Consider the following 21161-nt stretch of genomic DNA (forward strand, 5'->3'; position numbering starts at 1 on the left):
CAATACTCATTACTTAATCCAGATCATTTTCTGCATTCCATTTTTCAAACGGAAATTTAAAAATACAACTAATCACACAACATACAAATTCCTGGTACAAATCATCATCAAAACCAGTATTCAAATTAGCATATTTAAGCATCAGGGGACGATACATTTCTACAATCAGCTGTATAGCTTCCCTTTCGCTCATTCTCGCTCTACATAAAACCCCTACAAAATCATCCAAAGTTATCTCCCATCTGTTTTCGTATTTTTCTGATTGCATTGTAATAGCTGTTTTCAGCCTGTTTTGCTGTCATATTCAAAATACCTCCAATATCATCGAATGATTTTACATATACTATACGGAGCATTAATACTTTCTGCTGCAGTTCCTTCAACGAACACAGAGAAACATAAAGAACAGGATCATTGATTTGATCCAGAAAAGAATTTACATTGATTTCATCACTCAGAACCATATCTACATTTAAATCCATCTTATCAAACAGGTCTTCTGTCTGCTTTTGTAAGATTTCATCTATTCCTTCATCATCCATGGCTATTTCATTATCCAGAATCTTGCCTTTTTTTATTAAGTACTGCTTTTGTGTATTCTTAATTGCAGTCTTCACATAAGCACTAAATTCCTTTTTCAGTTCTTTCTCTGTTTTTGTCATATCCGCATTCCTCCAAAATGATCTAGTGTATACAGTAATCTCTGAAGGAGGTGGTCTTGCAATACAGACATAAAACAGGACTGCCGGAAAATTACTCCAGCAGCCCACGCAAATCAAGTAATTTATACCCTTTCTAATTTTAATACCGATGCCCTTCCAATCTTTGAGCCCGGTTTAATTAGTATGGTAAATTATTTCACCCCGGGAAGTCGGTTCTAATCCATCATTTAAAGTCAGCTTTATGAATTATACTATTTTTCGCAATCTATTTCTTACTTTTCACTGTATTTTCACAATCACATATGAATTTTTATGCATCTGAATATATTTACAAGCTATTCTCTTATTTTCTCTGTTTTTATTCCTGTAAAAAATCATTTATATCACCATCAAAAGAATCTATCTCATCTGCGGCAATATTATCTGTTTTTTCAAATGCGCGATCAATTTGTTCCGAACTCATTTCTTTTTCCTGCTCCTGTTCAATGTATCCCGTCAGCTGTTCTTCTGACAGTCCCTGCTGAAAAAGATAACCGCATTCCGGACATATCCTGACTTTTTTTGATATCTCAGAATCACACTCAGGGCATTTTTTTCTGCCCTTTTCCTGAATTGCCAGATATACAATATCCAACATAAGGAAAACACTTCCTGCAAACCCTATCCAAATATCTGTTTTAAATCCTGCAGCCCGACATGCATAACCAATCAGCTGCACTCCACATATACCGCTTAAAATTTGCACTTGTTTACTACGCACCCACATACCTCCTATTCCAGATCTTCAAACATCTTGTAATTATTTTTTATCAGAAGAACTTCTGCTTCGTCTGCTTTACAATCACCTTCCAGATTTACAAAATGATCTTCCTGCAAACTCTTTTCCAACAGCTGCTGCTCTGAATGATCTTTCTGTATATATGTCCCGTTATCATTTCCAGCATCACTTGCTTTTGCTACAACTGCTATTTTTTTATCATTTTCTGGCTTTGCTTCTGGTAACAGCTGTTCAGCATCTATTTCCGGAAACACATACGAAAGCAAACTTTTGCCGGACATTTTCCAATATGCCAAAAATGCCCGTACAATGTATTTTGCTTTATTATGCCCACAGGAATTTAAATACTTTACAACCAGCCTGTGCATTTCATCTGTTTCATCAAACCGAAGATTAAAACGATATTCGTCTTTCTTTCCCATTTTTAATCCTCCCGTTCTTTAGCTTCTATCTGAAACTGCAATTTGTATCCTTTAGCATTTGCCTTAGGATCATTAATAATAAAATACTCCCCTTTGAAGCGTTCCCAGACTACCTTGATAATTTCAGACACCAGAATGGCTCCTCCACCCATGAATACAGTCTGTGTTGTTCGAAAGTCAATGCCAAGCTCACGGAACGTTCCGAGCAATTCCGTTACATATCCAATCGTTACCTCCCGGACTCGTTCTTTAAGTTCCTGCATATATCCTGTGTTTTTTCCAAGAATGATGTTATCAATATCTTCTTCATCAAGTGCAATGCTGTATTTTTGGCGTATAGCAGCCCGAATTCTGCCATACAGACATATCACGCCACTTTCCAGAGAATCAACGTGTTCCTTCTCCAATCTTCCGTATCGGAGGATCATATAATCCACCGTAAACCCACCAATATCAATAACAAGAACTTTCGGAAGTTCGGTCAAATGACGTCTTGCTGCCAGCACACAATATGCAGCATAGGCCTGCACATACACTTTCACCTCATGAATCAAAATCTGATAAGAGGTACCGCCATACTTAAAGCCAACCACTTTGCCATCTCTTTGGAAATACTGCTGAAACTTTTTTCGGTACTTTCCGTAATGTGCCGGTGGTAATCCTACCAGAAGTTCTATCTCGATCAGCTCATTAGGTGCTAAAACCGCCTCTTTTTTCATCGTATCCAATTCTTTTGCAATGGCAATCAATGTAAGAATGTAATAGCGATCATCTTCTGTCTTGTCTTCCATGTAAGATATCCTTCGGTTTGTTGTCCTGTAATATTTTCCACCAAATTCAATCACTTCATCGTTTTCTCCAGGAATCGTATCCAATACATCTATTCCTGAATTAAATTCATAATGTTCTGTTTTAATCATCTTATTACCGGTGTCAACTGATATAACCATATCTGTTCTCCTTTCAAAATTCCGAATTTTTATGCGTCTTTTTGTACGTCTTTTCAGCTTCAATATAATTTTTTCGGAATTTCTGTGTCAACAGAATCGCAGAAAAATTTTTTGTACCTCATATTTCCTGAAACTCTTCGCTAAACTGCTTCATCATTTTTTCACATTCACCTTCACAGCCCCAAAGTATACTTCCAACTGCCTCGAATGCCTGATCTCTCCACCGGAAATAAGTAGTTCTGTGAACCCGTGTAAGCTGAGGACAATGTGGTTCCAGTTTATCAAGGATTTCCTCTACATTTTCTGCTTTGTAAGCCGACATATAACTGTAATAGAGCACCCAATAATATCTCTCGCCCTGCGGATGATATTTTCTCATCAGATCAACGGACTCATCCATCAGTTTTAGAAATTTATTGGAATGATTAATCGACTCCACCCGTTCCTTTTCACTTGCAAGATCCGTATCTACATCCATGCCCGCCTGATATAAACTGTCCAAAAATTTATCTACATCGGTTCCATACTCTAACTGAAAATGTCTTTTGACCTGATTAATCTTAATCTGCATTTTCCAATTTACCGAACGATAAATTTTAAACAATTTCTCCACGTCATGATATGCCGTATTTTCTTTTCCCTTAAATTCCTCTGTTATAATGCCTGATCTTCCTTTTGGCATTTCTTTCCACCTTTCTTTCCATATTTTTCATTATAGAACCTCTCCAGTTCAGCATCTGCCTCACTCGCCTTGACCAGACAGCAATATAACCCCGTAATAACACATGCCAATACTACCAAAATCACTAAAACTATTTTCCAGATAATAAGCATCCTCCTCATCAATTATTTTCCCCTCTGTATAGAAAGAATAAAAAAAAGTACCATTTTCTGTAAAAAATAAAATTTTTTTGCAACTTTTTTAAGATTTTTTTGGAATCACACAAAAAACTGCTGTTATCTATGATTTTCACCTATAGATAGCAGCAGTTTTAAACAATTTGATTCTTTTCCCAATAGTCTCAATGCCAACAATCATATGAATTTTTCTAAACTTTATGCTCTGGAGCCTGACTAATACTTTTGACAGTTTTCCAAGACGTAAGAAGTAAGTGATATGCTTTAAAGTACAATCCGACGCCGTTATCTTTAAAACACACAATATACAATTCTCCATTACATCTGAGAATTTCTACCTCATGAACAAATCTATTTGATTCCACAAGATAGGCCGTATCTCCCGCTTTCATCTTCTCTCGCTCCTACACTTAGTATTTCATTCATTCTTTCTAAAATCAGAAGACCTTTATGATCCACAAACGTTTTATCAGAGGCATTTTCAGGAATTTCTTCCTTTACAAGCATTGTAAGCAATGCCGTACAGAGCTCATAATCAGCTTCCGGAACACGTTTCAATTCTTCCACCAAATCAATCGGTTCTGTGATCAGATAGTCCGTATAATTGCTTTTCCAGTCTCCTGTTGCAGCTAATAATCTCTCATACTGGTCCTCATACAGATTTTTTTGATTCAGCAATAATTGAATTTTCTTTAGTTTTTCACTTTTTCTCAATTTACTACACCGCCCCATTTTTCGAATGTATGTTCTTTCTTAATCTTATCACATTCTCTTTCAATAAGCCAGCTCTAATTTATTTTCATATAAAGAACCCATTCAAACTAATCTGTCCATTTATCCAGCTTTTCTGCACTGCTTTATGAACCTTGTCATTTGGCATATCATCACCTATCAAAAATGCTGATTTCGGATTATGATTTATACGATTAAGGCGCACACTTTTTTCATCATAATTTGTATAACAATACTTGCACATATGCGGACAACTATTATAAGCACCAATATCATTTCCCAAATAACATGCACACTCTTTTCTAAGGAATTGTTTTTTCGGCATGTCAAGTGACATATGAATGGCATTTTCATAAATCTGCTGTGTCATACAGCCATTACAGTCTGCTCCAAATGCAGCAAGTTCCGTTCCCTCCCCACAAGGCCGCAAAATCATTTTGTGCTCTGTGGCAATACGTGTCATACGTTCCCCAAGATATTTTCTCTGCTCTTTGGATACCATTTTCACTTCTGGAAAATTCCTTTTTACTTTCTGGTATAAATCAAGAAAACTTATCACGCAATTTTTTGTATACCCTTGTAAAGCCGCAGATATGCCCTCAAACTGTTCCAAATGATACTTGACAGTATATTTGTCATCGATAAAAATCGGATCGTATCTCCAGCCAATATGCTCTTCTCCTACAATTTCTGATATCTGCAGAAATGCTTCAATGATTTTTCTTTTACTTACAATTGTTTTAAATAATCCTGGTTCGATGTCTGCTTCATATGGAGTGATTGTGATATACCAGTATGTCCTGTAAGATTTCAGCAAATCCATATACTTCAACATAGGGACTGGATTTTTTGAACAGAATACAATCAAATCAACGACTTCAGGATCAAGGCTATATTCTGTAACCTGTAAAGGATCATAGGGATTTCTCACTCGAACATACCCTTCACGGATTCTATTTGTAAACCATTCGGAATAAAATGCAGGTATATCGGTTCTCATACTTGCATGTATAATCATCCTGCGCTCTCCTCTCGCGGAAGATAAATATTACAATATTATTACAAAAAATCTTTTATGAAGCAGACATTATTTCCGTCTGAAGCATAAAAGATTTTTTTAATGGTTGTATTAAATTTAACTTCATATTACTTAAAAAATAGATAATTGCAAATTCGTTTTCCAATGCCATGCAAATTTAAAAAAAAATGTTTAGGTTGTTTTCCGACGATAATTTTGACCACAGTCTTGTTTCTACTCAGGCATATTTCTTACCACTGAGTACCACTTATCGTTAAATGCTCATAAGTTCAAAATTCTTATAAAGCCTGTATTTATGCGGTTTTTCAACAATACCGAAATTTCACTAATGCATCATCGGTGACATTGCCATTTATTTATATCTCCTGTTCTATACAGCTGATTTGCTGATTTTTCTCTTATAGTATTGTTATTTTGACATCATAAAATTGTAACATGAATAGGGGGAAGTTGCAAGGTTGACTGTGAGGAAATTCATTCAATAAAGCAGAAAATCATCTGTTCCTTGATGGGAATTTTATTTTATACAAATAGAAATCGATAAAGCTGATGACACAATTTTCTGTATAACTTTCCAGCGCAGATGCCATTTTCTTCTGTAATATTACTCCGATTATGAAGCCATATAATAAAAATAGCGAGATGCTTATCATAGCACCCCGCCGAACATCCGGCTTCGGAAGTTCTCAAAATCAAGGCCTTTTTCATTTATATAACCAATATCTTTTTGGGTCAAATGAAATCTGCTTCGAAACCTGGAACTGCCAAGTTTATCAAACAATTGTTTATACCATTCATCTTTTGTCATAAAAATTCACCACTTCCGGTTCATGCTTTTTCAGGATATACAGGCAATAAAGAGGATGATACTGCCATTTTAAGATTCATATTTTCGCAAAATTGCAGGGCTTACTCTTAATAGTATTACTTCTGTGGGTATACCATATGGATCCCCACAGAAGTTCAGTGTTCGCAATTCAAAAACATTTATTTTTTTGTATATCCCAGGTTTGGATTTTTATAATCACCGCGTGCTTTTTTCTTTTCTACATATGGTTCCCATACGTTTGCTTCATCTTTAATACCAACAGTCTCCGGGTCAAATAACGGGTCCAGTCCAGCTTTTTTCTGTTTCTCATAGTCTCTGACAATTTTGATGACCTGTGGTGTCAGAAGCAGGATACTGAATGTATTTACCCAAAGCATGCAGCCAACTCCGATATCACCCATTGACCAGATGGTGTCTCCGTCAATAAGGATTCCGAACAGACAGAAAATGAGGAATAAAATACGTACGATGGTAACGACTATTTTGTTTTCTCCCCACAGATATTTGCAGGTGGACTCCAGCTGATAGGAGTAAGATAACATAGTAGTGAAAATGAAGATAAACAGCATCACTGCCAGGAACATGGCTCCTGCTTTTCCAATGGATACTCGGAGTGCTTCCTGCATGAAAGAGATACCATACTGGATTCCAGGTGCCTGTTCTACCAGAAGGACTGCTCCTGCTCCATCTGCTGCTACATTATAAGTACCTGCGAGCAAAATACAAAATCCGGTACAGCTACACACCAGAAGTGTATCAATATATACAGAAAGTCCCTGCACAAGTCCCTGTTTTACAGGATGGGAAGTATCTGTTGTTGCAGAGATCAGAGGGCTCATTCCGTTTCCTGCATCATTGGAGAAGAACCCCCTCTTGATTCCCCATGCTACTGCGGATCCTACGATTCCGCCGAATATTGCATCTTTTCCGAATGCACTGGCAAAAATAGAACCAAACATAGATGGAATCGCTCTGTAATTCATCACAAAAATCACAATTGTGATAAAGAAATAAATTCCGCACATGATCGGTGCCAGAACTTCTGCAACCTTACCGATACGTTTAATACCGCCCATTGTTACTACACCAACGATAATAACCATACCAATTCCAACTACGATAAACGGAAGCCCAAATGCTCCTTTGATTGCTGTAGCTGCTGTCTGTGTCTGCATTGCCGGAAGAAGAAAACCAGGTCCGATGAAAACTGCGATACAGAATAATACTGCCAGAATCCTTCCGAATTTCTTGTTTTTGATTCCGTTTGACATATAGAATGCCGGACCGCCTGTAAGTTCTCCTAGGTTTCTGGTCTTATATGCCTGACCAAGAATACATTCTACAATACCTGTGGAAGCACCAAGGATTGCTGTTATCCACATCCAGAACAGTGCTCCAGGACCGCCCATAAATATGGCAGTTGCAGTTCCTGCGATATTACCGGTACCGACACGTCCGCCTACAGTCGTTGCAAATGCCTGAAAGGCTGACAGGCCGGTATCTTTTTTATTATCTCCCTTTTCTGTCAGACATTTTACCATGTCTTTGAATTTGCGGACCTGAATGCCACGTAAGCGAACAGTAAACCAGACCGCTGCGCACATTAGGAACACACACATCACCGGATGCCAGATGATGTCATTGACTGTGTTCATTACTTTTACAAATAGTTCCATAATCTTTCCTTTCGTTCTTATCTCTTTCTCTTGAGAATTACCCTGTTTTCTAATTTACTATAATCTGAAAATTTTCACAAGTGTTTTTCATATAAAAACTTTTGCTTCTTTCAGAAAGACACAGGAATTTTGATATGTTAAAATACAAGCGTATCATTTACCGGAAAGATATATGTATTCTATTATTTTTTCATTAGCATAGATAAATAGGAAGTTCATGTAGTCTCCTGCATGGAATAACCAAGTTGTTTCAGAGTATCTTCTATTTTTTGCAATGCCACTGTACGGTTTTCTTCTGAATCAGTCAGTATCTCGAGTTCCAGATAATCTCCAAGATCTTTTACGTTATCTGAACAGGCAGTTATGTTTTCACGATGAAAATATTGCCGCTGTTTTTCTACTGGTATAACTGGCTGGAAACCGATAGATTCGAGAATCTTTCTGGCAGTTTTGGCATCGCCAACTTCTGTTTCCAGTTCCTGTCTGGTCATGGATATCTGATCCGCAGGGCCTCATCTAATCTGGCAAAGCTTTAAATTTTTCTTTTTAAAGATCTTCTACATCTAATATTTTAAAGCCATTTGTTTCGAGAAGTTGTGCCAAAATCCCTTTTCCCGGAATCTTTTTCCCTGAAAATGAGCCGTCATATATTTCATGGACTCCGCAGCTTGGACTGCGAGATTGCAGAATTGCGCAGGATATTTGATGACTTTCTGCAATTTCCAGTGCCTTTTTGGCACCCTGACAAAATTCTGTATGTACAGAAATTCCATTTTTATTTGTTACTATGCCGTTTACGATTTCAGCAGGAACCCGAGGTGTCGGAAGTCCGCCAAGTACTTCTGGACAGACTGGAATAACCTCATAGTCATGTTCCTTTATATATAAATCCAGCTTAGAACTAAAATTATTACCGCCATTATATTTGTAATTTTGCCCCATAAGACAGGCGCTGACTAAAATTTTCTTCATAATTTGTATGTATCCTCCACACAATGATTTACTGAAATATACACCAGTTTACAACTTTATATGTGAATGTAAGCTCCTTTGTCTAAATAAGTATAATGTTAGTATACGCTGTTTAGAGAAGAATAACAAGCTGTTCACTTCGTGCCCAGTAACACGATTTGCGATGCACAGAAATTATGCTGATTACATAAATTCACGCCGTATTTCTCGGAGTTTTGGCATATTCATACCAAATCACTTCGCGGAATAGTGGTGTGTGAAGAGTAACTTATATGACTCTACAAAAAAAAATCTAAAATAGTATTGCCACCAAAAGAAACCTATGCTAAAATACTTATCGAAACTGGTTCGTAAACCTCCCAGTATAAAAAACTAGGCAAAGTAAAAAATGGAAAATCAGGCTGCTGTTGTTGCAGTCTTTTTACTGATGCTTTTGTTTATTGGAGGTGATAAACAAAGGCATTTTTTATTTTGATCACCAGTTGGAAAGGAAAATAATGGAGAAAACAAAAGTAATCATTGACTGTGATCCGGGGATTGATGACAGCCTTGCTATTATGCTTGCGCTGAAATCCCCTGAGATTGAGGTGATTGGAATCACAATCGTCTGTGGAAACTCACCTGTTGAAATGGGAGCAGGAAATGCAAAAAAAGTCCTGAAACAGATGAACAGACTGGATGTCCCGGTGTATATCGGTGAAAGCAAGCCTTTAAAACGTGAATATGTGAACGCGTTGGATACTCATGGAGAAGATGGACTTGGCGAAAGTTTTCTGCCTGAAGTAGAGGGTTGGCAGCAGGAAATGGGAGCCGTGGATTTTATGGCTGACATTTTGAAAAGAGAAAAGGTTTCTGTGATCGCGTTGGGACCTATGACGAATTTCGCTACACTGATCCAGAAAGACAGGGAGGCATTCGGCCGCATAGAGAAACTGGTATCCATGGGCGGTACGTTTAAAAGTCATGGAAACTGCTCTCCTGTTGCTGAGTATAATTACTGGTGTGATCCGGATGCTGCGGCACTGGTGTATGCTACAACACATGAGATTGGGAAAAAGATCCATATGATCGGGCTGGATGTGACAAGAAAGATTGTCCTCACTCCTACTCTTCTGGAGTATATCTGTCGATTGAATAAAGAGACCGGTGAATTTATAAAGAAAATTACGAAGTTTTATTTTGATTTTCACTGGGAATGGGAACATATCATTGGCTGTGTGATCAACGATCCTCTTGCAGTTGCGTATTTCCTGAATCCTGCAATCTGTGAGGGATTTGAGTCTTATGTACAGATTGAAACAACAGGAATATCTCTTGGTCAGTCAGTGGTAGACTCTATGAACTTCTATCGAAAGACTGCAAATACAAAGGTATTGACTGAGGTAGATGTATATGCATTTTTCCAGTTATTCCTTTCACGGATTCTTGACATGAAATCGGAAAAACTGGATATTTTACAAGATTTGATTTAAAGGAGTGCAAATGAATATGATGAAGACAGAAAAAATTACCGGGAAAATGACAGCTTATAAAATCTGCCTGATTGCCTTTGCTATCTGTATTAATTTTGTAGGTGGACAGATTGCTTTACTTTTGAAACTTCCTATTTATCTGGACAGTATTGGAACAGTATTTGTGGCATCCATTCTGGGACCGTTTTATGGAATGCTTCCAAACTTACTCAGTGGTCTGTTAATGGGAATGACTGTGGATGTTTATTCTCTGTATTATGCGCCTGTTGGAATTGTACTTGGTTTTGTGACTGGTCTTGTATACAGAAAATGGCAGCCGAAAAAATGGTCGATTCTTCCTGCTGCTGTTGTGATCACACTTCCATCTACACTGATCAGCTCTTGTATTACTGCGTTTTTGTTTGGAGGAATTACATCTTCAGGATCTTCTATTTTAGTACAGATTCTTTCAAAAACACCGCTTGGAATGGTAGGAAGCTGTTTTGTTGTCCAGTTTATTACAGATTATGCAGACAGAGTACTGTGTCTGGCAGTATCTGCAGTTCTTATTACAACATTGAATAAGAGCATGAAGGGAAGTTTTGTCAGATAAAAAAATTTAATTCTCTATGTAAAAAGCAAGAATAAAAAAAATAGGATAAAAATCGGGAAGAAAACGATGTAATTGGATTTCTTCCCGATTTTTTTATCTCATATAAAATTATTAAAATCAAAAATTTCCTGAACATCCTGTTTCAGTTAAGAAAATAGTAAGAAGCAGAAGGTTTCATCATATTAGAAAAAATTCTCTACTGATAAATGTATAATTTCGTCTGACAAATAGATTGTGCAGAATGGAATGTATTATTATAAAGCTTTCTGTATACACTCTTCAATATATCCCATTCCTAATTCTGTATTTAATGCAAGATCAAAGCTGACAGACATTCCCCATATACGTCCTGTATAATAGCGGTAATTGTCAGCGCGGCGTTTATCTTCTTTACGGATCTGCTGATTATCTTCTGTTTCACAGAGAACTCCGTCAGGACGAACTTCCAGACCACGGCATCCGGTGCCAGTTCTGTTCTCATTCTACCAGATGAACCTGTTTTCCCTCCTGACCGAGATGAATCGCGCATTCACATCCAGCAAGTCCGCCACCAAAAACAACTACCTGATCTGTAACCTTTTCTTTTTCGAGATAGTAATTATTGACGATGACTACGTTGTCACCATCCAGCCCCTTGATTGGAGGAACAAGCGGCTGGGATCCGACTGCTACGATTAAGGCATCTGGTGATTCTTTTTCTACATACTCAGGTGTGACTTCCACAGAAGTACGGATCTCCACACCTGCATTTCGGGCAAAAAGTGCATAGGTATTGGAGAGTTCATACATTTCTCTTTTAAACGGAAGTGCTTGTTCGCTTTTCAGGATTCCACCGAGTTCTGCTTCTTTTTCACAGAGGATTACCTGATGTCCGCGTTTTGTAGCAGTGTATGCAACATAAAGACCTCCAGGGCCGCTGCCTGCTACGAGAACTTTCTTCTTTACAGGCGCAGGCTGTACTTCACTGCCTTCGATTTCACGTCCGATCAGAGGATTGACGGTACATCTTCTGGTTGAAGTTGCGACACGTTTGGCAAGTGCTGCGGTTTTTCCATAAGATGTAACCTTCAGTAAGGGCTTTCACCGGTACACCGTCCGGACGGACTGTATCACAGGCTCCCCACTGATGCATGGAATGTTGGCGGGATTTGCTGCCGCGCTCTATTACTAAGAATAACAAAAAAGTGCATTGTCATCCATCAGTAAAATGACAATGCACTTGTAACAATTTGTTGATACCTGCTTTTTTAGTAAATTCATTTCATCCTAAACAAGAATAAAGCCAGATAAGAGGTTATTTGTGAACATAAAGTTTTATCAGCACTATGCCTGCCAGTATTACCGGAATAATCATTAACACAGTAATTTCACCAACCTGGATAAATAAAGCTGATATACAGGTAAAAATAAGGAAAATGATCAACTTCATCCAGGCATCAGCCAGTAGTTTTTTCTTTTTGATCAGTATGCAGGAAATAATAAGAGTGATCAGAAAAAGGAAAAACAAAATTAATATTCCCACTGCCAGTATAATAGCGATTATTCCAGACACGCTTCCAAATAAAGTCACAAGGGAGCCGGGAAGCATAAGATATCCTCTGATGTAGTCTGTCGTAGTTTGAGTCCTGGCAGTCAGACCTGTTCCTGCATTGGTGATTTTTTCTGCATATTTGCTGAATATTATTATTCCTATTTCTATGCAGAGAAGTGATAATGTATATATACTGAGCAATATTGTAGATATTATTGTTTCCGGCGGCGTTTTTTGATTTCCTTTGTTCATAAAGCACTCTTTCCAAATATATGATCAAACTTTTTACAGGAAGATAAATTTTCTTTTCATTTCCGACCTTTGGTCACAATTTTATCATAAAAGTACGTACATTTCACTGAGTTTTTATTTTTTAAGTTAGTTTTTTAGTCTATCAGCATTGCTGGACAAACAGTGAAACAATGACTTGGTTATAAGGCTTTAATAATGTAGACTGCAAGCATTCTTTGTTTTCATAAAAAAGACTAAGCGGTATTTGAATTCCTGACAATAACGTTGTTCTGCCTTGTAAACAGTATGTCAGCATGTTAGAATAAATAGAAACTGTTTTTTACAATAACAAATGAAGAAAGAATAATACTATGGCAAAGAAAGTGAAAATCCGTTCTGTGACTGTTTTTTGTTACAGATAAATTATCTGGAAGTATCCGGCTGCAAAAGTGTGAGTAATGCCTCATATACATATGTATTTTCTCTGACTATTATGGCAATCTCCTCTTTTGCCTGATTTAGCTGATGAAACAGGCTGCGGACATGGGACCAGTTTTCTTTGTTGGAAGATTTTGAACGCAGATATCTGTTTTCATCGTAATAATATCGTCCATCCAGTATGATAACAAGACGCTTCATGTCTCTGACAGCAGTAATTTCAATTTCATCAGTAGTTCTGTTCGTAGAAATTCCTGATTCAATAGTTTTTGTACCAGTTGTAATTTCGGTTTCAGAAGTTTTACTGATCATACTATAAATTGGCGGTCTATACTGGTAGCCTTGGCTGATATAATCTTCCAGTAAAGTATCTGTCTCGTCTTTATTATTTGCGAAAACAACAGAAACGTGTGGATAGGGTTTGGAAGTCTTTCGGTCGGTGAGATGCATCATGTTCTGAATAAAGGAAGACAATTCCGCATTGGTGCGGATACGGTTTGTTAAGTGAAACATCTGAATCTCTGGCAGGGTTTCTATAAGTTTTATTATATTTACTCCTAATTCGTCCGGACATATAGCGTCTTCAGAATCACTGGAGAATATTACAGGAAAATGACTTTCTGACTGTTTTAATAAAATCTGCAACTTTTCAGTAGGTAGTAAATGAGCTTCATCTACCAGAACTGCACTGTAATGTTCGAGCTGTATATTCCCATTCAGCTGATTGTCGGAAAGAAAAACGATACGCTGCAGACGTTCATGTAATATTTTCCATTCTTTTCCGGCATTTCCACAGTGAATGATGCATACTTGCTGACGTCTAGACAGTTTCATGGCGATATCATAGAGCAGCAATGTTTTTCCTGTTCCAGGAAGACCGGTGAAGCAGAAATATCCGGATCGGCTGGTTCGGAGTTTCTTAAGGATTTGGCGCTGAATGTCCCGTTGCTGGGAAGTAAGGAAATACTCTTTCTTCAGGAAACGTGCCGGCTCTGTGATGGGGGAGATCAGATACAATTCTGCCTGAAACAGATCATCGATATTCCCCTGATAATCTTTACTTTCTCTTTGCAGTGCTCTGCACAGATCATTCCAGTCGGTATCTACAATATGATCATGGTTGGTAAGTCTCACAAGGCGGTTTTGGCTGCTGATATAAGTATAGGACTGTATGGCACGACCAAGAACGGAAAGGTAGTAACGGTTTTGGATAAGCTGTTTGCGGATTGCCTCATCCGATACGATTCCGCTTTTTAATTCGATGTTTATAATCTGGTCGTCTTTGATCTGGAGAAGGTCAAATTCCTTTCCTAATCTTGGAATCTGGTAAGAATAGAAAAATCGCAGAGAATAAACTTTCTGCATATATAATTCCAGCTGGCGCACCAATGCTCTCATACTCTCCAGCTCCCATTCCCGTATTTTCAGGAAATATTCCCGGTCTGATAACTGACGCTCCAGTTTTGACAGAGAAGATATATTTTGATTTCTTGTAATCGTATAGATAGATATAGATCTCATAATTTCTGCCTTTCATTTTTGAAGGATATTGTAAATTCCATTGGTATAAATGTCTAATACTTATCTATCATCCTTTTTTATGCCTCAAAAGCATAGGATCAAATTGTGCAGAAATCTTTCCTGTAGAAAAAAGAGAGAACGCTGAAACATTCTCTCTTAATGTCTAAATAATTCTATTCAGATTATTCAGTTACTGCAATAGCTTCTACTTCGCAGAGTACGTTCTTTGGAAGCTGTTTTACAGCAACGCAGGAACGAGCTGGTTTGCTTGTGAAGTATTTCTCATATACAGCGTTGAATGCTGCGAAGTCTGCCATATCAGCCAGGAAGCAAGTAGTCTTAACAACATTGTCAAATGTAAGTCCGGCTTCTTCAAGGATTGCGCCTACGTTCTTGCAGGACTGCTCTGCCTGTGTTTCGATCTTGTCACCTGCAACTTCACCTGTTGCCGGATCTACCGGGATCTGGCCGGATGCGAATACAAAGTTTCCTACCATTTTTGCCTGAGAATATGGTCCGATTGCTGCTGGTGCTTTTTTAGTTTCAAGTGTTTTCATGAGTGAATTCCTCCCGTACTATTTATTCAATAACCTATATCCATATCTTACCACTCCAAAAATATTTAGTCAATCATAAAAAAATTGTCAAACCATATTTCACCCAGGGTCTTCAGAAGTTCCGATTCAATGATCGGCTTTGCCAGATGACCGTTCATTCCTGCTTCATAGGAAGCTTCCATGTCTTCGTCAAAGGCGTTTGCTGAAACTGCGATGATCGGGATATGGGAATGGAATCTATTGGGCAGTTCGCGAATCTGCCGTGTGGCAGTATATCCATCCATGGCGTCTACAAAACTGTATAATGAAGGTGCAGAACTGCCTGTGGCCAGTTGATGCTGATCACGGCGGACTTGTTTTTCTCTGCGACGGCCTTGCGGATGAGAGTGATCAGTTCGTTGAGGACTTCTCTGGTGAGGTAGCCGCCGCGCCAGTGAAAGGTGAGAACTTTTCTCTTTTTGGCTGCCTGGAGGGAACGCTTGTATAAAAAAACTAACTAATGGTTAATAGAAATTTTTTACAGAAATCTATATTATAAAATAAGAAGCAGTATATTAATTAAAAGGAGGGACAGGAATGAGTATCAGAAAAAGATTTTTATGTAAAACAGGCAAGCGTAGATTATTTGTGGGAATTTTATCACTGATATTATTGATGCTGTTTCCATTGCAGACATCGGCGGCCGTAACAACAACTGCACAAACCAGCTCAGCAATATCTGTGCCCAAAAAAGCTTCGATCAATACAGGACAGAAAAAAAGACTTTCCAGTTTTGTTATTACATCCGGGAATAAAAAAGTAAATGTTAAAAATATAAAAACGAGTAACAAAAAAATTCTTACAGTATCCGGACAATATGTGATCGGAAAGAAAGCCGGAAAAGCCAAAATCACTGCTGTCTTTAATGGGAAAAAGAAAACTATAATTTTTACAGTGCACAAAAAAAATTCAGAACCAACGCTGGATCAGCTGAAAATAAAAGTTACAGGATATACGTACAATCCATATACACGAAAAACCTATATCCAGACCAGATTTTCAAATACATCACGAAAAACTATCACAAAAGTCAAACTGAAATATCGTATGACTTTAAATGAAGAAATTGCTGTAACAAAAACCTACGCAATCAGTATAAAGTCGGGAACAAATATGAGTAAGATGATTTATGTTGGAAAGCTGATCACAGATCCTTCGGATATTAAAGTAAAATGTCTCACATTCTGGTATAAAGCATAAACATTTTGGCTTTCGACAGTAATAAATCCATACAGATAGATTGAATGCCAGAAGGATGATCCTACGTTCCTTCTGGCATTCTTTTATGAGCTGTTTACATATTTTTTATTGATGAAACAATTCTATAAGCTGTTTCCGTTTGTTTCTGATATCTCCGGTGATCTGCAGTTTTGAATAAATCTGATTGATATATTGTTTAATGGTTCCTTCTGAAAGAAACATTTTTTCTGCAATTTCTTTATTGCTCAGATGTTCTGCTATCATGTCTGCAATTTTCTGTTCACGTTCTGTAAGGGACTGGAAAATTTCCGGATAAGATTTTTGCAGACGGATATTCGACAGATGCTCCTCATATTTCTGTCCAAGTTCCATGATCTGCATAAGAAATTCGTTTTTACCAGTTGCTGCAATTTGTTTATATGTACAGGATAAATATTCGTAATTTTCTACAAATGGCATCAGGATATTATCAGGTTGTGCCTGTACGAAAGCTTTCTTCAGGATTCTTTGAGCATTTACATACTTTCCAAGATGTTCATAAGCCGCAGCAGTCTGAATGCGAATATGAAGCGATACCATGTCATAGTGCATATTTTCACACAGGGCAAGCAGTCGTTCACTTCTTCCAATCACCCTGGCATATTCTTTTTGCGCCAGATAGACCTGATTCTCAATCATATCCATCATTGGCTTTCCAGGTGCCAGAAAGTTTACAGAAGAAAGCTGATGTCTGCGGAAAAGCGCCGGGATTTTGTCTTCTTCAGTTAAAGCATAATAGTATGCGCAGATACTGTCAAAAATGTTGATCCACATAATATTGTGCTGCTGAATCAGTTGTCTGCGTCGTTGATTTATAATTGTTTCCGGATTCGTATTCATACACACAGCCAGTCTGTACGACAAAAAATCTCCACATAAGGAAATGCTTTTCTGGCCTTTTTCTGCAATTTTCTCCCAGGCTTCTTCCAGTTTAATCTGGGCATCCACAAAATGTCCTTTTATAAATTCTGCTTCTGCAGCCATCATGTGTTCTGCCCCATATCCATGACCATTAGTAACCTTATAATAATAGGGCATACAATCTTCCATTTTATTCAATTCTCTGTTCAATTTTCCAGGTTCCCGGTGAAACATCAAAAGTACAGATGGAGAACCAAAAGTCCAGCCTCCCTTATTCTGAATGCTGATAGCTGGACGTGACATTCGGGTGGCTGCACTGCGGTGAAAGTGGCTCATTTGCTCAATATCATTGTACATCAGAAAACTCATGATAAGATCACATTCACCGAGAAGATTCTCCCGTTCATTCTGTGTGATTTCCGGATGTTCAGAAATTCCCTGCATCAGAAGATCCTTTAGCTTCAACATTTCAGGGATTTTTTTCCAGTTAAACATATTACGCATCAGTACCAGTACAGATAATGGATGATTTTTTAGAAAAGATACAGGACACTGTTCTATAAGCTCTAATATAGCAGAAGGATTTAAAGATGACAGAAGAATTCCTGCATCTTTTTGAATAATGCGGAGAACACCGTCATAATCTGTACTTTTCCGATAGGCTGACAATGCATGAAGATACATATGATGTTTTTCATACCATGTGCCATAACGATTCAGATATATCTGTTGTTTTTTGGTGTCCAAAGTTGAAAATGTCTGTTGTGCACATTCCTTCATCATATGATGAAAACGATATCTATTGTCAGACAGACGTTTAACAAATGCATTTTGTTCCGTCAGGATTCGGAGAATAGATTCAGTGTCAGGATTCCGGGTAATTTCCCGTGCCATATCATCTGTAAATTCATCCGCAAGTCCCATTACAGTCAGGAATTCCTGCTGCATTTCCGGCAGAGGAAGAATCATGGCAGCAGCAAACATTCTGTAAATATCTGATCTGTGGTTCGCAAATTCGCCTTCTTTTAGATAGACACATAAATTCAGATATACAGCAGAAAACCAGCCTTCGCTGGAATCTGAAAGTATTTCCAGTGAAGACTCGTTCAGCATAATTCCACATCTGCGGGCATATATACCAATTTCTGATCTGTTCAGACGCAGTTGATCCACATTGATCTGATAGAGATTCCTCCCCAACAGAAGAAGTGAGGCATCTGAAAAAATGCGGTCACGGCTGGCAAGGATCAGATGGATATTTTCGGGAAGTCTTTTGGCAAGACAGCCGAAAAAGTTTGCAATGTGTTTGTTTTTCAGCAGATGAAAATCATCGATAAATATGTAGCAGGACAGATCGCTTTGAAAGGAATGGATGAAATCATCAGCAATAAATTCTGCTGATGCAGTATCAGCGGGACAATCGTATTCGTTCAGAAGAGTTATCCCCAATCGTGAGAAACTGTTCCGAATTCCTTTCCAGAAAACAGACAGATTGTCTGAATAGACATTGATCCGGACAGAGACTGCTGATTCTGTTTTCATGCATTGGGACAAATACCAGTTTACTGCCGTGGATTTTCCGTATCCCATAGGTGCTGTTATTACTGTCATAGGATATCTTGAAATAGAGCTCAGTAATTTCTGCAGTCTTTCTGGTATGTAAATAGTATTTAAAGAGTTTTCAGTTTTTTTCATAATTTCCGCCATAAAAATTACAGCCGTTTCTTCCATGTTCCTGTACTTCGTATAAAAGAGACGGCGGCTTCTATCGGCTGCAGTCTCTTTTGAACTAAGGGAATAAAATCATATGTTTTGTTGAGTTATTTTACGATATCTGATCAGCGGAAGCTCTTAAACCAGTTTACCAGAGAATCATGCCAGATGTTGTCATATACGGTTTTCTTCATCTGGTCTGTAACAGGACCATTATTTGCCATTTTGGCAAGGATAGCCTGCTGTAATTCTTCTACAGTCATGTCTTCCGGAGATTTATTTGGATCTACTGTTACTGTCTTAACTGGTTCTTCAGGAACTGCGGCTGCCTCAGAAGTATGGTTTTCAGCTGTTTTTTCCGGCTGCTGTTCTTCAGCTTTCGCTGTTGCGGTTTCTGCAGCTGCGAGATTTACATCCTGTACAGGAGTTTCCGACTGGATGGAAACTGGCTCTGCTATTTTTTCTTCTGCTTTTGCAGTTTTAGTTGGAATTTCTGTTTTTATAGGTGTATATTCCGGCATTTCGCCTGCAGGAACCCAGATTTCTCCGCTGTTGGCAGCTACTGTTACATTGATGCAGCCACCCTGGACGGATACTTTCTGACCTGTTAAGGTTCCGATGTATTCTGCGCAGTTTCCTGCCGGGAGGTTCATGCCTGCTGCGTTGTCATCATTATTTACAGTAACGATCACGCGAACTCCATCAAGGTCACGGGCAAATGCGAACTGGCGGTTGGTAAGCTGGAGTTCTGCATAGCTTCCGTAGCTTAACGCAGGTGTATGCTGTCTTACTTTTCCAAGGGCTGCGATCAGTGCAGTGCATGGATTCTTCTGTACAGCATCTGCATAATCTTCGAGGTTCAACGCAGGTCTGAGACTGTCGTCTGAGAATTTCTCTTTCTTTCCCTCGATGCCGAATTCGGAACCATAATAGATGCTTGGTATACCTGGAAGTGTATAGAGTAATACATGGACAGGTGCAAAAAGTGCTTTATTGGAAAGCTTGGTATAAATACGTTCTACGTCATGGTTGTCCACAAAGTTGTAGAGATCCAGGTTTCCCATATTCTGGAGATATTTTACAGTATGGGCGATCTCGAAATAGTTATGATCATTGTGTCCACTGTAGAGTGCTTTGTGCAGTGCGTAGTTTGTTACGCTGTGAAGAGTTTCTCCGTTTACCCAGCGGCTGTAATCTCCGTGGATGACCTCGCCCATAAGCCAGAAATCTTCTTTTACTTCTGCTGCTGTACGGCGCAGGGCACGCATGAAATCGAAATCAAGAACGTCTGCTGCGTCAAGGCGGATTCCATCTACATCAAATTCGGATACCCAGAAACGGATCACATCGCAGATGTAATTCTGTACTTCCGGATTTCTTTGATTTAATTTTACCAGGAGGTTATAGCCACCCCAGTTTTCGTAGGAGAAACCGTCGTTGTATTCATTGTTTCCACCGAAGTTTACATTACAGTACCAGTTGAGATATCTGGAATGTTCACGGTTCTGCTGAATGTCTTTGAATGCGAAGAAATCACGACCTGTATGGTTAAATACGCCGTCGAAAATAACTTTGATTCCTTTTTCATGACATGCCTCTACGAAGTTTTTGAGATCTTCGTTCGTTCCAAGACGGGAATCCAGCTTCTTGTAATCAGTAGTTTCGTAACCATGTCCCACACTCTCGAATAAAGGTCCAATGTATAATGCTGTACATCCGATTTCTTTGATGTGGTCAATCCATGGAAGTAATGTGTTCAGACGGGAAACTGGAGCACTGTAGTCATTGTGTTTCGGTGCACCGGTTAAGCCCAGTGGATAGATGTGATAGAAAATTGCCTCGTTATACCAGCTCATAAATGACACCTCTGTTTGAAAAATTTATAATTTCAGGGAGTTTTTGGCACCCTGATTATATTCATGCAGTCTTTATAATAACAGATTTTTCGGACAGAATCCAGTTTTTTTCGATTTTTCTGACTTTTTCAGGAGCATATTGACATATTAACGAAAAACAACCGCTATACTATACAAAATGCTGTTATAGTAT

23 protein-coding genes and 1 riboswitch are annotated in these 21161 nt (G+C 38.3%); of the genes, 3 read left to right on the forward strand and 20 right to left on the reverse strand.

The annotated features are described in order from the left end of the window. Positions 1–13: 13 nt before the first annotated feature. The 13 genes from R8695_RS09095 to R8695_RS09155 form a co-directional block, all read right to left on the reverse strand. Complete coding sequence (locus R8695_RS09095) at positions 14–229, reverse strand: helix-turn-helix domain-containing protein (protein ID WP_022388724.1); 216 nt, start codon at positions 227–229, stop codon at positions 14–16. Beyond that, positions 222–662 carry a sigma-70 RNA polymerase sigma factor region 4 domain-containing protein gene (locus R8695_RS09100; protein WP_005424179.1) on the reverse strand — a complete coding sequence of 147 codons (441 nt, stop codon included), beginning with the start codon at positions 660–662 and terminating at the stop codon, positions 222–224. The genes R8695_RS09095 and R8695_RS09100 overlap by 8 nt, the downstream gene beginning before the upstream one ends. A gap of 358 nt (positions 663–1020) precedes the next feature. Further along, complete coding sequence (locus R8695_RS09105) at positions 1021–1299, reverse strand: zinc ribbon domain-containing protein (RefSeq protein WP_158583648.1); 279 nt, start codon at positions 1297–1299, stop codon at positions 1021–1023. A gap of 134 nt (positions 1300–1433) precedes the next feature. After that, positions 1434–1862 carry a hypothetical protein gene (locus tag R8695_RS09110; RefSeq protein ID WP_154780354.1) on the reverse strand — a complete coding sequence of 143 codons (429 nt, stop codon included), beginning with the start codon at positions 1860–1862 and terminating at the stop codon, positions 1434–1436. 2 nt (positions 1863–1864) lie between these two features. Then, positions 1865–2812, reverse strand: a complete 948-nt coding sequence (locus R8695_RS09115) for a ParM/StbA family protein (protein ID WP_005424183.1) — start codon at positions 2810–2812, stop codon at positions 1865–1867. A gap of 118 nt (positions 2813–2930) precedes the next feature. Continuing rightward, a complete protein-coding gene (locus R8695_RS09120; RefSeq protein ID WP_005424184.1) occupies positions 2931–3494 on the reverse strand; it encodes a hypothetical protein in 564 nt (187 codons plus the stop codon). Continuing rightward, the gene (locus tag R8695_RS09125) at positions 3467–3646 is read right to left on the reverse strand and encodes a hypothetical protein (protein ID WP_226844680.1); all 180 of its coding nucleotides are present in this window, start codon (positions 3644–3646) and stop codon (positions 3467–3469) included. The genes R8695_RS09120 and R8695_RS09125 overlap by 28 nt, the downstream gene beginning before the upstream one ends. A gap of 375 nt (positions 3647–4021) precedes the next feature. Further along, the gene (locus R8695_RS09130; RefSeq protein WP_044925425.1) at positions 4022–4384 is read right to left on the reverse strand and encodes a hypothetical protein; all 363 of its coding nucleotides are present in this window, start codon (positions 4382–4384) and stop codon (positions 4022–4024) included. 85 nt (positions 4385–4469) lie between these two features. Further along, entirely contained in the window at positions 4470–5420 is a 951-nt protein-coding gene (locus R8695_RS09135; RefSeq protein ID WP_154780353.1) for a DUF1848 domain-containing protein, read from the reverse strand. Between the two features lie 670 nt (positions 5421–6090). Beyond that, positions 6091–6249, reverse strand: coding sequence for a DUF4186 family protein (locus R8695_RS09140; RefSeq protein ID WP_154780352.1), 159 nt, complete (start codon positions 6247–6249; stop codon positions 6091–6093). A gap of 179 nt (positions 6250–6428) precedes the next feature. Continuing rightward, complete coding sequence (locus R8695_RS09145; RefSeq protein ID WP_154780351.1) at positions 6429–7946, reverse strand: alanine/glycine:cation symporter family protein; 1518 nt, start codon at positions 7944–7946, stop codon at positions 6429–6431. Positions 7947–8161: 215 nt separating this feature from the next. Next, positions 8162–8437, reverse strand: coding sequence for a class IV adenylate cyclase (cyaB, locus tag R8695_RS09150; RefSeq protein ID WP_154780350.1), 276 nt, complete (start codon positions 8435–8437; stop codon positions 8162–8164). A 55-nt stretch (positions 8438–8492) separates the two neighbouring features. Then, positions 8493–8918, reverse strand: a complete 426-nt coding sequence (locus R8695_RS09155; RefSeq protein ID WP_154780349.1) for a 2-thiouracil desulfurase family protein — start codon at positions 8916–8918, stop codon at positions 8493–8495. Between the two features lie 337 nt (positions 8919–9255). Next, a riboswitch (PreQ1 riboswitch) is annotated at positions 9256–9300 on the forward strand. 115 nt (positions 9301–9415) lie between these two features. On the opposite strand from R8695_RS09155, the gene R8695_RS09160 reads away from it, so the two are divergent. Both R8695_RS09160 and R8695_RS09165 read left to right on the forward strand, forming a co-directional pair. Then, positions 9416–10390, forward strand: coding sequence for a nucleoside hydrolase (locus R8695_RS09160; protein WP_154780348.1), 975 nt, complete (start codon positions 9416–9418; stop codon positions 10388–10390). Positions 10391–10406: 16 nt separating this feature from the next. Beyond that, positions 10407–10982: an ECF transporter S component gene (locus tag R8695_RS09165; protein WP_243139522.1), complete on the forward strand. Its 576-nt coding sequence runs from the start codon at positions 10407–10409 to the stop codon at positions 10980–10982. 477 nt (positions 10983–11459) lie between these two features. Here the strand turns inward: R8695_RS09165 and R8695_RS09170 are convergent, their stop codons facing one another. From R8695_RS09170 to R8695_RS09190, 5 genes are all read right to left on the reverse strand, one after another. After that, on the reverse strand, positions 11460–12053 hold the full coding sequence (locus R8695_RS09170) for an FAD-dependent oxidoreductase (RefSeq protein WP_317676275.1): 594 nt from the start codon (positions 12051–12053) through the stop codon (positions 11460–11462). Between the two features lie 223 nt (positions 12054–12276). Then, complete coding sequence (locus R8695_RS09175; RefSeq protein WP_154780347.1) at positions 12277–12765, reverse strand: hypothetical protein; 489 nt, start codon at positions 12763–12765, stop codon at positions 12277–12279. Between the two features lie 402 nt (positions 12766–13167). Next, positions 13168–14703 carry a DNA/RNA helicase domain-containing protein gene (locus R8695_RS09180; protein WP_154780346.1) on the reverse strand — a complete coding sequence of 512 codons (1536 nt, stop codon included), beginning with the start codon at positions 14701–14703 and terminating at the stop codon, positions 13168–13170. 182 nt (positions 14704–14885) lie between these two features. Further along, the gene (locus R8695_RS09185; protein ID WP_118512096.1) at positions 14886–15260 is read right to left on the reverse strand and encodes a RidA family protein; all 375 of its coding nucleotides are present in this window, start codon (positions 15258–15260) and stop codon (positions 14886–14888) included. Between the two features lie 65 nt (positions 15261–15325). Then, positions 15326–15544, reverse strand: coding sequence for a response regulator (locus tag R8695_RS09190; RefSeq protein ID WP_154780345.1), 219 nt, complete (start codon positions 15542–15544; stop codon positions 15326–15328). 292 nt (positions 15545–15836) lie between these two features. On the opposite strand from R8695_RS09190, the gene R8695_RS09200 reads away from it, so the two are divergent. Further along, positions 15837–16499, forward strand: coding sequence for a hypothetical protein (locus R8695_RS09200; RefSeq protein ID WP_154780344.1), 663 nt, complete (start codon positions 15837–15839; stop codon positions 16497–16499). 105 nt (positions 16500–16604) lie between these two features. Here R8695_RS09200 and R8695_RS09205 read toward each other — a convergent pair whose 3' ends face one another. After that, positions 16605–19010 (reverse strand): helix-turn-helix transcriptional regulator, encoded by a 2406-nt coding sequence (locus R8695_RS09205; RefSeq protein WP_243139521.1) that lies wholly within the window; start codon positions 19008–19010, stop codon positions 16605–16607. A gap of 227 nt (positions 19011–19237) precedes the next feature. Next, a complete protein-coding gene (locus R8695_RS09210) occupies positions 19238–20968 on the reverse strand; it encodes an alpha-amylase family glycosyl hydrolase (protein WP_154780342.1) in 1731 nt (576 codons plus the stop codon). Between the last annotated feature and the right edge of the window lie 193 nt (positions 20969–21161).

It is taken from the genome of Blautia luti (assembly GCF_033096465.1).
Taxonomy (GTDB): Bacteria; Bacillota; Clostridia; order Lachnospirales; family Lachnospiraceae; genus Blautia_A; species Blautia_A luti.